General features: G+C 64.6%; 16 protein-coding genes and 1 other RNA gene. 11 read left to right on the top strand and 6 right to left on the bottom strand.

The window, feature by feature from the left end; genetic code table 11:
- Positions 1-55: 55 nt before the first annotated feature.
- From OB916_RS10960 to nadC, 4 genes are all read left to right on the top strand, one after another.
- Positions 56-205 carry a hypothetical protein gene (locus OB916_RS10960; RefSeq protein ID WP_315909336.1) on the top strand — a complete coding sequence of 50 codons (150 nt, stop codon included), beginning with the start codon at positions 56-58 and terminating at the stop codon, positions 203-205.
- Positions 206-523: 318 nt separating this feature from the next.
- Positions 524-1,645 (top strand): quinolinate synthase NadA, encoded by a 1,122-nt coding sequence (nadA, locus tag OB916_RS10955; RefSeq protein ID WP_315909335.1) that lies wholly within the window; start codon positions 524-526, stop codon positions 1,643-1,645.
- Between the two features lie 4 nt (positions 1,646-1,649).
- Positions 1,650-3,236 carry an L-aspartate oxidase gene (locus tag OB916_RS10950; protein ID WP_315909376.1) on the top strand — a complete coding sequence of 529 codons (1,587 nt, stop codon included), beginning with the start codon at positions 1,650-1,652 and terminating at the stop codon, positions 3,234-3,236.
- Positions 3,237-3,240: 4 nt separating this feature from the next.
- Entirely contained in the window at positions 3,241-4,056 is an 816-nt protein-coding gene (gene nadC, locus OB916_RS10945) for a carboxylating nicotinate-nucleotide diphosphorylase (protein WP_315909334.1), read from the top strand.
- 1 nt (position 4,057) lies between these two features.
- Here the strand turns inward: nadC and OB916_RS10940 are convergent, their stop codons facing one another.
- Positions 4,058-4,267 carry a hypothetical protein gene (locus OB916_RS10940; RefSeq protein ID WP_229125104.1) on the bottom strand — a complete coding sequence of 70 codons (210 nt, stop codon included), beginning with the start codon at positions 4,265-4,267 and terminating at the stop codon, positions 4,058-4,060.
- Positions 4,268-4,342: 75 nt separating this feature from the next.
- The gene (locus tag OB916_RS10935; protein WP_315909333.1) at positions 4,343-5,932 is read right to left on the bottom strand and encodes an Hsp70 family protein; all 1,590 of its coding nucleotides are present in this window, start codon (positions 5,930-5,932) and stop codon (positions 4,343-4,345) included.
- Positions 5,933-6,038: 106 nt separating this feature from the next.
- Here OB916_RS10935 and OB916_RS10930 point away from each other — a divergent pair, with 106 nt between their 5' ends.
- Positions 6,039-7,616, top strand: a complete 1,578-nt coding sequence (locus tag OB916_RS10930) for a J domain-containing protein (RefSeq protein ID WP_315909332.1) — start codon at positions 6,039-6,041, stop codon at positions 7,614-7,616.
- Positions 7,617-8,371: 755 nt separating this feature from the next.
- Here the strand turns inward: OB916_RS10930 and OB916_RS10925 are convergent.
- The gene (locus OB916_RS10925; RefSeq protein ID WP_315909331.1) at positions 8,372-9,394 is read right to left on the bottom strand and encodes an NAD-dependent epimerase/dehydratase family protein; all 1,023 of its coding nucleotides are present in this window, start codon (positions 9,392-9,394) and stop codon (positions 8,372-8,374) included.
- 428 nt (positions 9,395-9,822) lie between these two features.
- On the opposite strand from OB916_RS10925, the gene OB916_RS10920 reads away from it, so the two are divergent.
- Positions 9,823-11,043 carry a hydrogenase small subunit gene (locus OB916_RS10920; RefSeq protein ID WP_315909330.1) on the top strand — a complete coding sequence of 407 codons (1,221 nt, stop codon included), beginning with the start codon at positions 9,823-9,825 and terminating at the stop codon, positions 11,041-11,043.
- Positions 11,043-12,569 carry a nickel-dependent hydrogenase large subunit gene (locus OB916_RS10915; protein ID WP_315909329.1) on the top strand — a complete coding sequence of 509 codons (1,527 nt, stop codon included), beginning with the start codon at positions 11,043-11,045 and terminating at the stop codon, positions 12,567-12,569. Before OB916_RS10920 ends, OB916_RS10915 begins: the two co-directional genes overlap by 1 nt.
- 137 nt (positions 12,570-12,706) lie before the next feature.
- Here OB916_RS10915 and rnpB read toward each other — a convergent pair.
- Positions 12,707-13,195: RNase P RNA component (gene rnpB, locus OB916_RS10910), an RNA gene on the bottom strand.
- A 112-nt stretch (positions 13,196-13,307) separates the two neighbouring features.
- Between rnpB and OB916_RS10905 the strand changes: the two genes are divergently transcribed.
- Both OB916_RS10905 and OB916_RS10900 read left to right on the top strand, forming a co-directional pair.
- Positions 13,308-13,706 carry a prefoldin subunit beta gene (locus tag OB916_RS10905; RefSeq protein ID WP_315909328.1) on the top strand — a complete coding sequence of 133 codons (399 nt, stop codon included), beginning with the start codon at positions 13,308-13,310 and terminating at the stop codon, positions 13,704-13,706.
- A 5-nt stretch (positions 13,707-13,711) separates the two neighbouring features.
- Positions 13,712-13,945 carry a DUF3194 domain-containing protein gene (locus OB916_RS10900; protein ID WP_315909327.1) on the top strand — a complete coding sequence of 78 codons (234 nt, stop codon included), beginning with the start codon at positions 13,712-13,714 and terminating at the stop codon, positions 13,943-13,945.
- Here the strand turns inward: OB916_RS10900 and OB916_RS10895 are convergent.
- Both OB916_RS10895 and OB916_RS10890 read right to left on the bottom strand, forming a co-directional pair.
- Positions 13,942-14,160 carry a hypothetical protein gene (locus tag OB916_RS10895; protein WP_315909326.1) on the bottom strand — a complete coding sequence of 73 codons (219 nt, stop codon included), beginning with the start codon at positions 14,158-14,160 and terminating at the stop codon, positions 13,942-13,944. The genes OB916_RS10900 and OB916_RS10895 overlap by 4 nt on opposite strands.
- Before the next feature lie 107 nt (positions 14,161-14,267).
- Positions 14,268-14,765, bottom strand: a complete 498-nt coding sequence (locus OB916_RS10890) for a hypothetical protein (RefSeq protein ID WP_315909325.1) — start codon at positions 14,763-14,765, stop codon at positions 14,268-14,270.
- 231 nt (positions 14,766-14,996) lie between these two features.
- On the opposite strand from OB916_RS10890, the gene OB916_RS10885 reads away from it, so the two are divergent.
- Both OB916_RS10885 and OB916_RS10880 read left to right on the top strand, forming a co-directional pair.
- Positions 14,997-15,533: a bifunctional nuclease family protein gene (locus OB916_RS10885; RefSeq protein WP_315909324.1), complete on the top strand. Its 537-nt coding sequence runs from the start codon at positions 14,997-14,999 to the stop codon at positions 15,531-15,533.
- Positions 15,534-15,553: 20 nt separating this feature from the next.
- Entirely contained in the window at positions 15,554-15,925 is a 372-nt protein-coding gene (locus tag OB916_RS10880; RefSeq protein ID WP_315909323.1) for a universal stress protein, read from the top strand.
- Positions 15,926-15,929: the final 4 nt, after the last annotated feature.

Here is a 15,929-nt window from a genome sequence, read left to right as displayed (position 1 = left end):
ACGACGCCCGTCCCGTGTCGAAACGGATATCGGGCTATCACGACAACACACGCGTATGGAGCCCATCCAGATCATGTTCGCCCTGGTGGGGCTGATCGGCTTCGTCATCCCGATCTTCTTCATCATCGGCCAGGACAGCGAGAGTGCTGTCACCGACCCCTCCCTCGAAGAGATGGAACGGCGGCGCCAGCGCGAGAACGAGTAACTGCGTGCTCTCTCCGGCCGATCGCTTTCTCCTCGGCGATTTGCTTCCCGTACAGCCGGTCGACGCTCAGGAATACCGTCTGTGTATCGACGTACAAAGTCAGTTTGAGATGTTATATCCGGCGGTAATTCGGACGTCTATTACTCGATATGGTTCTTTGATTTGTGTTGTCCTTTATTGAGAATGTTATATCAAATATTGCCGGACTTTCCACCCATTACTTAGTTTAGAATCGTCCTAATCAGTTATTGAAGACAAAATGTTTTCAATGGAGGGATCAATAGAGAGAATTACAGTCAGAGATCCACTATGCCAGCGATGAACGAAGCGACGTTCGATACCGATCTCAGCTTGTTCAAATACGACAACCTGGAACAGCTCCCGGCGGAGTACCGGGACCTCGGAGAGGAAGACCGGGCTCGACGAATCGATGCCGCGCTGGAGGAACTCGGCGACGACGTCGTCGTGCTGGGGCACAACTACCAGCGTCGAGAGATCGTCGAGCACGCCGATTTCGTCGGCGACTCCTACCAGTTGAGCAAACAGGCCGCCGAATCGGACGCCGAATACGTGATCTTCGCCGGCGTGACGTTCATGGCCGAGTCGGCGGACATCATTACCGACGACGACCAGACCGTCATCCTCCCGAGCATGGAGGCGTCGTGTCCGATGGCCGGCATGGCAGAGGCGCTGCAGGTCGACGCCGCCTGGGCGGAGATCACCGCCGAGACAGACGCCGACGTCGTTCCGATCACGTACATGAACAGCTACGCCGATCTGAAGGCATTCTGCGCCGAGCAGGGCGGGCTGGTCTGTACGTCCTCGAACGCCGAGCAGGCCTTCGAGTACGCCCTCGATCGAGGGGAGAAAGTCCTGTTCATGCCCGACAAACACCTCGGAGAGAACACCGCCCACGCCATGGGGCTGGAAGACGAAACCGTCGAGTGGGACCCCTGGGACCCCGACTCGAAAGCGGCGAACAAGGTCGTCGAGAACGACATCATCCTCTGGGAAGGGGACTGTCAGGTCCACGAGCGCTTCCGGGTCGAACACATCGAGGCAGTCCGCGAGGAGTATCCCGACGCCAGCGTGATCGTCCACCCCGAGTGTCGCCGCGGGGTCGTCGAGGCCGCCGACGAGGCCGGTTCGACCGCCGACATCACTCGCGCCGTCGAGGAGGCCGATCCCGGTGAGACGTGGGCGATCGGCACCGAGATCCACCTCACCAACCATCTCCAGCGGTGGCATCCCGACGTGAACGTCGTCCCGCTGTGTGGGGATTCCTGTATGGATTGCAACGCCATGCGTCAGATAGACCCCAACTATCTGGCGTGGGTCCTCGAAGAGTTGGTCGAGGGCCGCGAACGCAACGTCATCGAGGTCGACCCCGAGGAGAAGGAACTCGCGGCACTGGCGCTCGACCGGATGCTTTCGATCTGAGGTGATCACGATGGACCAAGACACAACTGACGTGCTCGTGATCGGCTCCGGCATCGCCGGCTGTGCCGCCGCGCTCACAGCGGCCCGCGAGGGAGCAGACGTGACGATCGCGACCAAGGCGACTCGTCCGGAGGGTGCTTCTTCCTGGTGGGCGCAGGGCGGTATCGCCGTCTCGAAAGACGACCCCGAGCAATTCAAGCAGGACATCATCGAGGCCAGTGACGGCACGGCCGATCCCGGGGCCGTCGACGTGCTGGTCGAGCACGCCAACGACGCCGTCCGCGACGTCTTGCTGGAGACGCTTGACGTCGAATTCGACCGCGTCGAGTCACGCTCGACGGACAACGAACGGACGGAGTCCGTGAGTAGCGCCGGCGGTGCGGGCGGCTCGTCGGTTGGCAAAGCGCAACTCGATTTCGGACAGGAGGCCGCCCACAGCGACGAGCGGATCCTCCACGTCGACGCCTCGACCGGCAAGGCGATCCACGTCCCGTTCCTGAACTACCTCGAGAGCCGCGAGGATGTCGAAATACGGGAGGGTGCCGCCGCGCTTGAGTTGCTCAGTCACGAGGGGCGAGTCTACGGCGCGATGGTCGAATCCGACGGCGAGGTCGAACCGCTCTTTGCGGGCGCGACGATCCTCGCGACGGGCGGAATCGGCGAGCTCTATCCGAACTCGACCAATCCCGAAGGAATGACCGGCGACGGGATCGGGATGGCCGCACTCGCCGGTGCAGCGGTCGCGGACATGGAGTACGTCCAGTTCCACCCGACAGTCTGTACGGCGGCCGACGACCAGTTCCTCGTCAGCGAGGCCGTCCGCGGCGAGGGGGCCCTGCTGCGAAACGCCGATGGCGAGCGGTTCATGCCCGACTATCACGCGGACGCCGAACTCGCGCCCCGGGATGTCGTCGCCCGCGCCGTCAAGACCGAGCGCGACCGGACCGGCGAGGTCCGACTCGACGTCAGTCCCCTTGATTTCGCCAGTGAGTTCCCGGATCTGGTCGAGCTGTGTGAGGACAACGGCATCGACTACCGCGAGGGAATACCGGTTGCACCGGCCGAACACTTCCTCTGTGGCGGCGTCGTCGTCGATGACCGAGGGCGCGCCTCACTGGAGAACCTCTATGCGGTCGGTGAAAGTGCCCGAACCGGCGTCCACGGCGCGAACCGCCTGGCGAGCACGAGCCTGCTGGAGGGACTGGTCTGGGGACTACGTGCTGGTTCAGACGCCGCCGAGTCCCTCCGCGACGTTTCCGAGATCCGGACGATCGAACCGCCCGGGTTACTCGATCGCGATCCCAAGTTGTCCGGGCAGTTTGCCCGTGAGAAGTTCCGTCGCCTGCGCCGCGTGATGGACGAGTACGTGGGGCTGGAACGCGACCCGGCACAGCTCCGGCGCGCTCAGGGCGTCCTTCGGCGGCTCAAAGGCGAAGTCGACGCGTACGTCCGCACGCGCACCTCGCGATCGCTGTACGAACTCCGCCACGCCGCGATCACCGCGCTGCTGATCGCCCGTGCCGCCAGCGAAAGCCCCGAGAGCCGCGGCACGCATTACCTCCTCGAATCCCCCGAGGCGAGTGCGGATTGAGAGTATGATTCCGGATAGCAAGATCGAATCCTGGCTGCAGGAGGACATCGGACATCACGACGTGACGAACCAGGTTCCGGGCGAAACCGACGGCCGCCTGGTCGCCAGAGAGCCCGGCGTCGCGGCGGGGCTGGATGGAGCGCGTGCGGTCTTCGAGTACCTCGGCGTCGACGTCGAGACGTCCGTCGAACCCGGCGATCGGATCGGGCCTGGCGACATCGTCCTCCGGACGGGCGGGCCTGCCCGCGAGACGTTGCGAGGCGAGCGCGTCGCGGTCAACGTCGTCGGTCACGCAAGCGGTATCGCGACGAAGACCCGCCGGGCCGTCGAGACCGCTCGGGAGACAGCGGAGTCAGTCCGGATCGCCTGCACCCGCAAGACGACGCCCGGTCTCCGTGGAATCGAGAAACGCGCGGTCGTCGCCGGCGGCGGGGATACCCACCGGCTGAACCTCTCACACATGGTGATGGTCAAGGACAACCACGTCGCCGAGATGGGACTGGAAAGCGCGATCGAGCACTTCCGCACGAAGGCCTCTTTCGCGACGAAAATCGAGGTCGAGGTCGAAGAGCCCGAGGACGCCCCGCGGGCGGCCGAGGCCGGCGCAGACATCGTTTTGCTCGATAACATGGACCCCGCGACGACCGCACACGCCGTCGATCGAATCCGGGCGACTGATCCGGACGTGCTCGCGGAAGCCTCGGGCGGGATTTCCGTCCAGGACGTGCCAGCCTATGCGTCGACGGGCGTAGACATCATCTCGATGGGGTCGCTGACCCACTCGGTGGAGACGCTTGATCTGTCGTTCCGGACCGGGTAGTTCACCCGTCTTCCTCGAGCAATCCCAGGTCGTCGGCGACGAGATCAGCGATCCGGTCGGCGATGTCGGGATCGACCTGTGCGATCTGCTCGCCGTCGTGACGGTTCTCGTTGTGTCGTTCCAGGGTCTCGGCCAGCCCGTCCAGCGGAACCCGGGTTTCCGTCCCACACTCCTCGCAGATGATCGGCACTGTTGGGTCGTCGTCAGCCATGGCTCGTGGTGGATGTTCTCGTGCGCACCGAAAAAGCGTGTTCGATTCGGTGTTCGGGTCTACCGGGCCGACCGGCTACGCTTCTTTCTGGTCGGCACCGGCGACGGCGCGGTCTTTCAGCGTCGGCAGCGCCTCTTTCATCTGCTCGATCTCCTTCTCGGAGAGGCGGACGCCGGATTCGATGGTCGTGTCGACCGATTCGCCGGAGTCGACGTGAGTGGCCGACGCTTCGAGCGTGCCGTCCGACTGGACCTCGAAGTCGATTTCCAGCGTTGGCTCGCCGGCGGGCGCTTTCGGGATACCCGATAGCACCATCTCGCCGAGTTTCGTGTTCTCCTCGGCCGTCTCGGCCTGGCCCTGGTAGATCGGGAACCGGACGCCGGTCTGGTCGTCCATCACCGTCGTAAACCGATCGTCGCTCTGGCTGATCGGGACCTTCTCGTCCTGATCGACGACCGGTGCGAAGTCGCCGTCGTGCAGTTCGATCCCGATCGGCTGGGGCGTGACGTCCACCAGCAGTAGGTCCTCTTCCTCGCCAGGGAGCACGTCGTCGGCAGTCGTGTCCCCGCTCGTGGACATCAGTTCGGCCTGCGTCGCCGCGCCGAGCGCGACGGCCTCGTCGGGGTTGACCGACCGGAGCGGTTCCATCCCGAAGTACGATTCGACGGTCTCCTGGACCTGTGTCATCCGGGTCGCCCCGCCGATCAGCAGCACTTCGTCGACCTCCTCGATGTCTTTCTCCGAGCGCTCGAACAGTTCGTCGACCGAATCGATCGTCTGATCCAGCAGGTCGGCGGTCAGCTCTTGGAACCGTTCGCGGGAGAGCGTCGTCTCCAGGTTGTAGTCGGGGCCGAGATACGGGATCGTGATCTCGGTCTGCTCGCGGCTGGACAGGTCGTGTTTCGCCCGCACGGCGGCGTCGTAGAGACGCTGTTCCTGTTCGGGGTCGCCAGCGACGTCGACGTCGCCGTCCTCGCTTGCGATCTCCGCGAAGTGATCGACGATCCGCTGGGTCCAGTCCTCACCACCGAGACTGCGGTCGCCGTCGGTGTTCTTGACCTCGATGTGGTTGTGTTCGAGGTCGATCTCGACGAGCGTCGCATCGAAGGTCCCGCCACCGAGGTCGTAGACGAACACGTGCCGACGATCGTGTGCCGCCGCGTCGTCGGCGTCGTTGGTCTCCTGGAGTCCGTAGGCCAGACAGGCCGCCGTCGGTTCGGTCATGACGTGCTCGACGTCGATCCCGGCGATCTCGCCGGCGCTACGGGTGGCCTGGCGCTCGGCGTCGCCGAAGTAAGCGGGAACAGTGATGACCGCCGAATCGACGTCACGACCCAGGTAGGCTTCAGCGTCGGCGAGCAGCCGCGAGAGGATCAGCGCCGAGATCTGCTCGGGCCGGTATTCCTCGTCGTCGATCGCGACGACGTAGTCTTCCTCCCCCATGTGGCGTTTGATGTGCTGGACCGTCCGCTCGGCCTTGCTGACGGCCTGGTTGGCCGCCGGCTGTCCGACCACGGTCTCGTCGTTCTCATCGATCATGACGACCGACGGGGTCGTCCGTTCTCCGTCGCTGTTCGGAATGATCTCAGGTTCGTCCCCCGTGACCGCCGCGATGGCGCTGTTAGTCGTTCCGAGGTCGATCCCCACTGCGTACCCGTCTACCATACCCCCATGTGTTCGGGCATCTCCTAAATGGTTTTTTATCCTGTCCAGCCAACACGGGACGCTTTTGGGAGATCCGTCCCACGAACCGGACAGGAACCTCGCAGGCATGCCAGAGCCCGACCCGGATGCGATCGACTACTACGCGCGGATCGGCGTCGACCCGGAGGCCGATCTTGAGACGATCGAACGCCATCGCAAACAGGCTGACCGCCGATTCTCGCCGATGGGGACCAGCCCCGATGCCGACGAGAAGCGCCACATGCGGATCAACGAGGCCAGCAACGTCCTCGAAGACCCCGATCGGAGACAGCGATACGACGACCTCTACGAGTCGCTCGGCCCGATCAACGGGACGCTCGCGTTCGAGACGTTATCGACAGACACGACCGACGCAGTGCGGACCGACGAGACGCTGAATGAGCACCTCCGGGGGTTCATCGAGGTCCTCGGACCGGAGACGGGCGCCAGGGAGTTCAAGCGGTATCACGGGCGCCTGACGACGCCGCTGCCGGACGATATCGAGGGAGCAGACGTTCCGAACGGATACGGGGTCGACGACACCGGGTTCGGCGTCGCGGCCTGGAGCTGGCACCAGGCCGACCAGCTCTGTCCGTTCTCGCTGTGGCTGACCGGCGGACCGCAGCTCTGGCGCACGGCGCTGCTGGACTCCGACGCTGTTGATGGCCTGCTCGCGGAGCTCCGCGAGAGCGGTCCGGCAGCCGTTCCGGACTCCGAGACGGCAGCTACCGGTTCCGACGAGGCCGACGAGACGCCGACGACACAGCTCAGTCTCGGCCATCCGAGTTCGGCCGCCATCGATCGGTTCGAGACCGACGAGTCGGTCCCGTCAGTCACCGAGACGGCCTCGCGGCTGTCGGCCCCGGTCGATCGACTACGCAACGTCGTCTCCTACGTCCTCGCGACGGGTGGCTGGGCCGCCGTGACCACCGCCGGATCCGCCGGCGGTGGACTCGTCGGATCGGCCGTCGCTGCCGTCGCACTCGTCCCGCTGTTGGCCATCGCACTGGTGGTCCAGTCGACGGCACCCGACGTCTCAGTGGCCGGAGTGCCGATGGTCGATATCGATCGACCGTTCGTGACTGTCAGCCTCGTTCACTATCTGGTGGTCGGGCTGGCCGGAACTGCGTCCGCATGGGTCGCTGGCCGAGGATTCGTCCCGCGGATCCGGGAGCGCAAGGACGCGACGTTGCCCCGTGACGCCTGGCTGGTCTTCGGACCGGCGTTGCCGTTGCTCGCAGGTGCGCTGTTCGTCGGGATCGGACAGTCGGCATTCTCGCGGCGGCCGGGGCTAGTCCTCACGGCGGCGCTGGCCGCGTTCGCGTTCCAGGCGGCGATGGACGTCGGTGCGCCACGGCTCCTGTCGCTTTTGTGTCGAGGTGTCTCGACGCTTGCGTTCGCGCTGGCGAGCGCCGTCACATCGCTCGCGGTGATCGGTCTCGGCCTGTCGGCCACGTATCCCGGAGTCTTCGAGGCGTACGCCGCGGTTCTCGCCACGCTTCCAGCGGTCGAATCGACCGTGTTCGGAGCGGCGAACACCGAGTTGCTCGTCGTCTCGCTCGGCGCGCTGGCGTTCGTGCCGCTGACACTAACCTCGCTGTACAGCCTGGCCTACGCCCTCGAATCGGTCGCGCTTCGTGTCCGGTCGCGCGCGTTCGGGTCGTAGGATAGAGAAAGGGCTCTCACTTGCCGATCATCCCGCTGATACGGATTATTGGACGTCTGTTCCGCATCGACCGCGGGACGGTCGGAGCGGTAAATCGGTACAATAATCCGTATGAGTCACTCGCCACCTGTGGAGAACACCGTGCGAGATACAGGGGGAGCCTCCGTCTCGATATTTGAAGTAGGATGTTCCTAAGCGTCCAGTCGAAGCATATCTACAAGTCTTATAGTGTTCTTAATTCTCCTCAACTATCCAGACGCAGGAGCGCGTCTGACGTGCACAAGATTCAGGCAAGGCAGGTATTCTGTTCCTACTCGAACCCCCCCTCTTCAGGTGCACCTTCGCCCGCACTCGTATGAGGTTCGGTGCGATACGCGCCCCCCGAGACGACCGCCCCGGGTGGCGCGGTCGACCTCGGAGCCACAGACATGCCTTCGGCGTCTTCCGGGCGGTCGCAGCCCCCGGATTCGTCATCGCCGAGGGTGACATAGAACTGTTGCACAGCCCCAGGCACTACAGACTGAACCAATTAGCTGAATGTAGTCACTAAGCCCCCTCCCTCAAGGAGTCGTTCGAGAATCTCCGATTCTCGTGATCACGGAAATCCATAGATTTCGCCCGGGAACGATGATCCGGTCACCCGATCGGAGTGATACTGCCGGCTGTACGTTCGTACAGATATTTGCCACCCCGGGGTGGTGAATTATTTCGAAATGTTACAGCCGGCAATATGAGAGTTGCTCCGATCGGCTACGCTACTCCCTATCAGCGCTCGAACCCTGGACGAACCCGTCTCTCGTCTCTTGCCAGGCAGCGACGAGCGCGTCGATAAAGGCGTCGTCCTCGCTCGTGATCGCGTCGTTGTCTTCGAGATACTCGATGACCTCCCGAGCGCCACGTTCCAGTCCGATCGACTGTTCGTAGCCCAGGTCCCGCCGTGCCTTCGAAGTATCGAAGGTCGTGCTGTAGCGGCCGTGATCGACGAGAAAGTCGGTACGATCCGGCGCGATCTCGACCAGAACGTCCGTCGGGACGTGCACCAGTTCGGGCTCGGGCGCGTCCAGCGCGTCCGCGAGCGTCCGGTAGTACTCGTTCCAGGTCGGGACCGCCTCGGCGGTGACGTTGTAGGTTTCGCCGTAGGCGGCCCGGTTGCCGACCGCGCCGACGTAGGCCCCGGCGACGTCCCGGCGGTGTGCCGGTCCCCACAGTCCGGTGCCGTCCCCGTGGACGACGATCGGCTCGCCGTCGCGGATCCGCCGCAGGTAGGTCGTGTCGACCCCGAACGTGTGACAGAGGTTACCGTTGCCGTGCGGGCCGTAGGTCGTCCACGGACGGACGATAGTGGCCGCAAATTCACCCCGGTCGTGGGCCCCGCGGATCACGTCTTCGGCGGCGGCCTTGTTGGCCCCGTAGTTGCTCGTCGGCGGGTGACGCGGCGCACTCTCGACGACGGGGTTCGAGTCGACCGGGCGGCGGTAGACGTCGATCGTCGACGTCAACACGTACTGTTCGACCCGGCCGCCGAACGCCTCGACCGCGAGTTCGGCGTCGCTCTCGGAGAAACACAGCATGTCGATCACGGCCTCGGGATCGGTGCCCGAGACCCGCGATGGAAACTCGTCGCCGAACCGATCCGCGCGGACGCGGTCGACCGACTCGGGGATCGCAGCGTCGCTTTCGCCGCGATTGCAGACAGTCACGTCGTGGCCGGCAGCATCGAGCTTCCGGGTGATCGCTGTCGATATAAGGCCCGTACCGCCCAGGATCAGGACATCCATGCCGAATCCTTCGCCCGGGGGGATAGTAACTCGTGGGGACGCCCATCGACGGCAGAAACGCCCCCGAACACCTATCACACACCCTATCTTTACTGTCGGTATTATTATTTTATTTCATAATCCCGATTTAGCGCTCATATCCCTGACTTTTCCGCTTTCATTCTTTATTATCGCCCTCATATTTCGGGCGTTCCTTCCGATCAGATCACGTAACCGGACTATCTGGAAACCAGTCATATCGGTCTCGAAAAACGCCAGTTAGCCCCTCTCAGACGGAATTTGAGGATCCCCGGGCCCGCTGCTATCCCCCACAATTCTCCACGAACGTGACGCGACATCGATTCGGACGATCAGTGATATTCCCGTATTTTTACTAGTGGTACCTCATCGCCAGTAAATATATGTATTAGTAGCCCAATACGACGAGTATGGCGACGGCTCAACGGGGTAGGCGTCCCGAAAAGCGGATACAACCGGAACCGAGATACGATTTCCTGTCGCTGGCAGTCGACCGAGAGCCGGGCGACGTGGTGTCCGAGTTCTCGACGGAGATCGACGCTGCTCTGGAACGGGCCGTCGAAGACGACCTCGACGTCGCGTGGCTCCAGGGACAGAGCTGCACTGGCTGTACGATCTCGCTGCTTCAGGGAGAGTATCCGGAACAGTTCCAGCTCGAACAGTTTCGGGAGTCGATCGCGTTTCACCCGACGCTGATGACCGACGCCGGAGACAGGGCGCTCGATGCGATCGAGACCGCGCCGGACGTACTGATCGTCGAAGGATCGATTCCGGTGGACGTCCCGCGATCGGCGACGCTCGGTGTCGATCAATTCGGGAACCGTCGGCCGATCCTCGACTGGGTGATGGAGCTCGCGGAACGTGCCGAAGTAGTCGTCGCCGTCGGGAGCTGTGCCGCCTACGGCGGGCTGCCGGCCGCCGGAAAGCGTGACCCGGAAGCGGTTCGATCCAGTCCGACCGGCGCGTCCGGCATCCAGTTCGAGGGCATCGACCGGGGCGGCGTACTGGGTCCGGAGTTTACCGCCGGGTCCGACCTTCCGGTGATCAACGTTCCGGGCTGTCCCACGCACCCGGACCACATCCTGTTGACGCTCGCGACGGTCCTGAACGGCCACATTCCGACTCTCGATGAGTTCAACAGGCCGCTGCCGCTGTTCGCCCCGCTTGTTCACGACGATTGCTCCCGTCGACCGGACTACGAGGCCAAAGACTTCGCGGCGGAACCCGGTGAGGAAGGGTGTCTCTACGAGGCCGGCTGTGCCGGCGTCCACGCCCACTGTGACGACTCCAAGCGGCTGCGAAACGACGGGACCACCATCTGTCGAGACATCGGCGCACCCTGCATCGGCTGTGTCGAGCCGGCGTTCTGGGACCGGTTCACCCCGTTCTACGAAGCACGCGAGACGAGAGAAGAGATCGGCGAGCCCGAACCGATCGAAGAGCCGGGCCACACGATTCCGAGACCGGAAGGCAGTCTTCCCGGGTTGCTGATCGCGATCCCGGTGTGTCTCATGCTGTTGCCCCTGCTCCCCGTCATCGGGGCGCTGTGGCTCGTCAATCGCTGGCTCAGTCCGGACGGACCGATCGTCTGGAGAGAGGATCCCCGAAACCAGTCGGTCGGTGATCACTGATGCCGGAGATCGAAATCAACCCGACGACGCGGATCGAAGGGCACCACAGCACGACGATCGACGTGCAGGACGGGCAGATTCAGTCGGCCAAGAGCCACATGGAGATGTTCCGGGGCATCGAGAACATCACCGTCGGGCGACCGCCCTCGGACGTCCCCCAGATTACCCAGATGGTCTGTGGGGTCTGTTTCACCTCCCACCGGAAGGCCGCGACGCTCGCGCTCGAGGACGCGGCCGCCAGCGCGGGCGTCTTCGGCGGCGTGCCGTACAACGCCCGCCTCCTCCAGAACGTCATGGAAGGGATGTTCCTGCTCTGGAACCACGCGATCCACGTGTTCACGCTCGCCGGACCGGACTACAGCGACGCCGTCGCGGAGACCGGATATGCAGGATTGAACCCGAACGAGGGGGCGGGATACGAGAGCGCGCTATCCAACCAGCGGACGCTGCTGCAGGCGTTCACCGAGTTCGGCGGCCGCGCGCCCCATCCGCTGACGTACGCGCCAGGGGGCGTCGTCGCCCAGCCCGACGAAGAGACGGTCGAACGGGTCCGCGAGCGCATCGCGTCGGTCGACGAGTGGGTGGGGCCGACCGACGCGGTCCCGGAGGTGCTGGAGGCGGTCCGCGACCAGCGCGGGCCGCCGAGTGACGCTCACGGGTTGTACGACATGTTGAGCGTCCTCGTCGCGGCCGCGGAGGAAGGCGCCGACGAGTTCGGTGTCGGCCCCGGGCGCTTCTACGCCAACGGGATGTTTTACGACGACGACGGTGGCCTCGTGTTCCCCGGCGGTATCTTCATCGATGGCACGATACACGAGCCGAGCCAGGCGGAGTTGCTCGCGGGTATCACCGAAGACACGAGTCACGCCTGGTACACAGAGGAATCCGGCGGCCACCCACAGCGCGCGCCGCCACCGGAGCCGGCGCCGGACAAGGAGGGCGCGTACTCCTGGGGAAAGGCCCCGCGGTTAGACGGTCAATCGGTCGAGACGGGACCGCTCGCCAGGCTGATCGCCGCCGGCGACGACCCGTTCGATCTCCGGGCGCAACTCGGCGGCGATCCCCAGCGGGGCAGTACGCTGAACCGCCTTATCGCCCGCGTGCAGGAGTTCTTACTCGTCAGGGACCTGCTCGGAGAGTGGATCGATTCGGTGGACATCCACGGACCGCTGCGGGCTGAGTGGACCGACGACTTCACCGGCGAGGGCGTCGGGCTCTGGGGCGCGTCGCGTGGCGCGCTCTCCCACTGGGTGCGGGTCGAAGACGGTGAGATCGCCAACTACCAGATCATCTCGCCGACGCTGTGGAACCTCGGCCCCCGGGACAAAGAGGGGAATCCGAGCATCCTGGAGTACGCACTCGAAGGGATGGAAGTCGAGGACCCCCGCAACCCGGTGAACGTGATGCGGACGATCCGGTCGTACGACCCCTGTCTCGGCTGTGCCGTCCACGTCCAGGACGGCGACGAAAAGCGGTTCGTGGGGGACCTGGAGCCACCGCGTCCCACGGGTTCGATCGGCGACTAGCGGAGAGCGGCGGACTCGCGGGTCGTCAGACTGTCGGCTATGCGTTCGTGAAGGTTTTCGGCATCTCGGGGTGGCGAAATACGTGCGAAAGGTTATAGCCGGCAGTATCAAAACAGCGCGATCGCGACGGCGATCGTGGCTGCGGGGAGTAAGCCCCCTTCTGTTCGGCCCGGCATTCGGCTGAGCGTCCGCGCCGCGTCCGGGCTACCTTGTGGCGCGGACTTGCACCAGTGAGGATTCGCCGTTCCATCCGTTCTCCACCGTCTACTCGCGAACCGTGTGGCGGTCGCACCGCCTCGAAATCGCGGCGCGGAGCGCCGCGCAACGTTCGCTCGTTCGTGACGTGCCGACGTGGTCGGCACGCCGCCCTCGGCGGGTCAGCTCCCCGTTCCTTTCTCGGTCGACCGACGTACCGGGGTTTCTCCCGGCAGCCGAGTCGGCCTTCGTCAGTCGGGGTTCGCACGCCTCATCGGTCAGGCGGAGTGGTCTCGTTTCTGTTCCAGTGCCAGCGGTCTCCCGCTCCGGGTTTGCACCCGGTCACCTGCCCGGACGGTGGGGGGACTTTCCTCATGCCTCTTTGGCCGCCTGCGGCGGGTCCAAGACACGGGGTCCGGGCTCCCGCTGCCATCCGTACTACTCGGGCGCCCGGATTAACGCTGTCGGCTGCCGTCCGGAGCGGCCGCGTGCCGTCCGGAACAAAAACGTGGGTTTAACAGTCCGGGTCACGACGGTCCGGGTATGCAGGGTAATCTGCCGCCGGAAGCACAGGAGAAGCTCGAGGAACTGCAGGATTTGCAGGAGACCGCACAGCAGGTCGCCACCCAGAAACAGCAGGCCGAGACCCAGCTCGCCGAGGCCGAGAGCGCGCTTGACGCGCTCGATGACATCGACGAGGACACGGGCATGTACCGCCAGGTCGGCGAACTGCTCGTCGAGAGCGACTACGACGAGGCCTACGACGACCTCGAAGAGAAGGTCGACAACCTCGAAGTCCGCGTCGAGAGCCTCGACAAGCAGGAAGAGCGTGTGCAGGAGCAGTTCGAGGAACTCCAGCAGGAGCTCCAGCAGATGCTCGGCGGCGGTGGCGGCGGTGGCGCCGGCGGCCCGAGCCCGAACGTCGGTCCCGGCGGCGACTGAGGACGATGGTCGAGGACAGCGAAGTTGTCCAGACGGCCGCTGACGCGGCCGAGAACGTCATCTTTTCGCGCTGTGACCGGTCGGCAGTCGCTGACTTCGACGTCACCGTCACCTTCGAGGACGGTGTGCTCGAAGTCGACGTCTATCTCAACGTCGAGGACGACCGGATCGACGAGCAACAACTCGCCGACGACGCCGCGCTGGCTGCGCAGGGTGCCGTCGACGAACTGCTCTCCTAGGTCTGGCCCTGATCCCGGACGAACCCCGTCCGGAAGGCGATCCAGGCCAGCACGCTGATGAACAGGATCGGCGGTAAGATGAGAAACGCCCACAGCGGCTTCAGTCCCCACCCGAGCAACAGCGCCAGGTTTCCGAGCCCCAGCAATAGAAAGGGCAACACCGCCAGCGTCGCCTGCTTGCGGTCGAGTTCCAGCTCTGCGCCGGGGACGCTCATGCGAACCTGTACGCGAGTGTGGTAGAAAAGAACGGCGTTACCGGCGATTGCTCGGTGGAGGGCCGAGCGCAGGGGGACAGTCGAGTCTGCCTGTCGAGTCCAAGTGCTTAGCTTTCGACCGTTTCGTCGTCAGTCTGTTCGTCGGTCTGCTCGTCAGTCTGCTCGTCGTCGGTCTGCTCGTCAGTCTCGTCGACTTCGTCGCTATCGCCGTCGTCCGGCGTGATCTCGGCTATCGCCGAACCGAGGTCGCCCTCCAGCTCACCGGAGAGGAACTGGTTGATCGTTTCGTGGATCTCCGTCACGAAGTCGGGGACCTGCTCGGGCATGTCGGTCGGGGGACCGCGTTCGTGCTCAGCGTTCGGGCCACGTTTATCTTCGCTCGCATGCGGGCCGCGGTCGGCGGGCGGTCCACGCTCGGGCTCGTCTTCAGCCGTCTCGTTCGCGTCGTCCTCGTCGGCAACCGTCTCGTTCGGCTGGTCAGTTGTCGGTGCGTCCGTGGGTGCGTTGCCTGCTTCCGCGGGTGCATTGCCCGGCAGTGCCGCCGCCGTACCGCCGGCGACGAGCACCAGTGCAAGAGCAATGCCTGCGATCTTTGTGAGATTCATGTTCGCTGCCTCCGGTCGAGCCTATGTCGAGACACCCACTTCAACCGGGAACTCGCCGAAGTCGGTTCAGGATCGATCGGCCCGGATTGCGGCGATTTGGCCCGTCAAACCGGCTTAATCGACGACAGATTTATATGCCAGAGGTCAATCCGGGTCGCTGCCACCGGTAGCGCTGGCGGTGCTCGCTGGCGCGCCCGAGTACTTTTGGCGGTTGGTATCCAACTTCGGGGTATGGAACACGAGGCGACAGTCGAGGGAATCGGCGTCGGGGTCGGGGAAGAGGGGGCCGGCGCGCCCGTCGTCCTCTTGCGGGCGAACGGCCAGTACGTGCCGATCTTCGTCAGCGCCGACCAGGCACAATCGATGCAGCTGGCGATCGACGAGGAGCCCTTCGAGCGGCCGCTGACACACGACCTGCTGATCGAGATGCTCTCGGAGTTCGGGGGGGCTATCGACCGTGTCCGGATCGACGATCTAGCCGACGGGACCTTCTACGCGAAAATCGACGCCGAACAGTACAACGACGGCTCGCGAAAGGACGCCGTCTTCGACGCCCGGCCGAGCGACGGGATCGCGATCGCGCTCCGGGTCGACTGTCCGATCGTCGTCGACGACAGCGTCGTCGAAGCCGCCGGCCGGCCGCCAGAGGCCTTCGAGGCCGATGCTGAGGAGGCCGAGGAGTTCGGCGGCGAGGAAGCCGACGAACTCGGTGACTTCGGGGAAGAAGACGACGACTTCGGCGACGATCCCGACGATTTCGATTTCTGAGGGGAGGAGTCCGGGCAGCTATGACTACGTACCTCCTCGCGAGCGCGTCCGTCCACACGACTGCAGTGGCCTGTGACTACCTCGCCGAGCGACTCACCGACGACGACACGGTGATGGTACTGGGGGTCGTCGAACCGGGCACCCCGTCGCGGGACGTCAGCGACGCGATCAACGTCGCCCGCGCCCGCCTCGCCGCGGCGACGGTCTGGACCGAACAGCGAGAGGGCGACCCGGTCGAGGCGATCCTCGATCTGGCGGCCGACGTCGACGCCGACGAGATCATCGTCGGTCGGCGAAGCGGCGACCCGGAACAGATGGAGATGGGGCTGGGGGGCACTGCGGCGGCCGTCGCGGGCGAAGCCGAGCGTGCGGTCGTGATCGTGCCGGTGTGACCGC

It is taken from the genome of Halapricum hydrolyticum (assembly GCF_025517535.1).
Taxonomy (GTDB): Archaea; Halobacteriota; Halobacteria; order Halobacteriales; family Haloarculaceae; genus Halapricum; species Halapricum hydrolyticum.
This window is presented reverse-complemented; position numbering and strand designations above follow the sequence as displayed.

Coding starts and splice junctions, on each gene's coding strand:
- OB916_RS10960 (WP_315909336.1), top strand. CDS start 56: ATGGAGCCCATCCAGATCATGTTCGCCCTGGTGGGGCTGATCGGCTTC.
- nadA (WP_315909335.1), top strand. CDS start 524: ATGAACGAAGCGACGTTCGATACCGATCTCAGCTTGTTCAAATACGAC.
- nadC (WP_315909334.1), top strand. CDS start 3,241: ATGATTCCGGATAGCAAGATCGAATCCTGGCTGCAGGAGGACATCGGA.
- OB916_RS10940 (WP_229125104.1), bottom strand. CDS start 4,267: ATGGCTGACGACGACCCAACAGTGCCGATCATCTGCGAGGAGTGTGGG.
- OB916_RS10935 (WP_315909333.1), bottom strand. CDS start 5,932: ATGGTAGACGGGTACGCAGTGGGGATCGACCTCGGAACGACTAACAGC.
- OB916_RS10930 (WP_315909332.1), top strand. CDS start 6,039: ATGCCAGAGCCCGACCCGGATGCGATCGACTACTACGCGCGGATCGGC.
- OB916_RS10925 (WP_315909331.1), bottom strand. CDS start 9,394: ATGGATGTCCTGATCCTGGGCGGTACGGGCCTTATATCGACAGCGATC.
- OB916_RS10920 (WP_315909330.1), top strand. CDS start 9,823: ATGGCGACGGCTCAACGGGGTAGGCGTCCCGAAAAGCGGATACAACCG.
- OB916_RS10915 (WP_315909329.1), top strand. CDS start 11,043: ATGCCGGAGATCGAAATCAACCCGACGACGCGGATCGAAGGGCACCAC.
- OB916_RS10905 (WP_315909328.1), top strand. CDS start 13,308: ATGCAGGGTAATCTGCCGCCGGAAGCACAGGAGAAGCTCGAGGAACTG.
- OB916_RS10900 (WP_315909327.1), top strand. CDS start 13,712: ATGGTCGAGGACAGCGAAGTTGTCCAGACGGCCGCTGACGCGGCCGAG.
- OB916_RS10895 (WP_315909326.1), bottom strand. CDS start 14,160: ATGAGCGTCCCCGGCGCAGAGCTGGAACTCGACCGCAAGCAGGCGACG.
- OB916_RS10890 (WP_315909325.1), bottom strand. CDS start 14,765: ATGAATCTCACAAAGATCGCAGGCATTGCTCTTGCACTGGTGCTCGTC.
- OB916_RS10885 (WP_315909324.1), top strand. CDS start 14,997: ATGGAACACGAGGCGACAGTCGAGGGAATCGGCGTCGGGGTCGGGGAA.
- OB916_RS10880 (WP_315909323.1), top strand. CDS start 15,554: ATGACTACGTACCTCCTCGCGAGCGCGTCCGTCCACACGACTGCAGTG.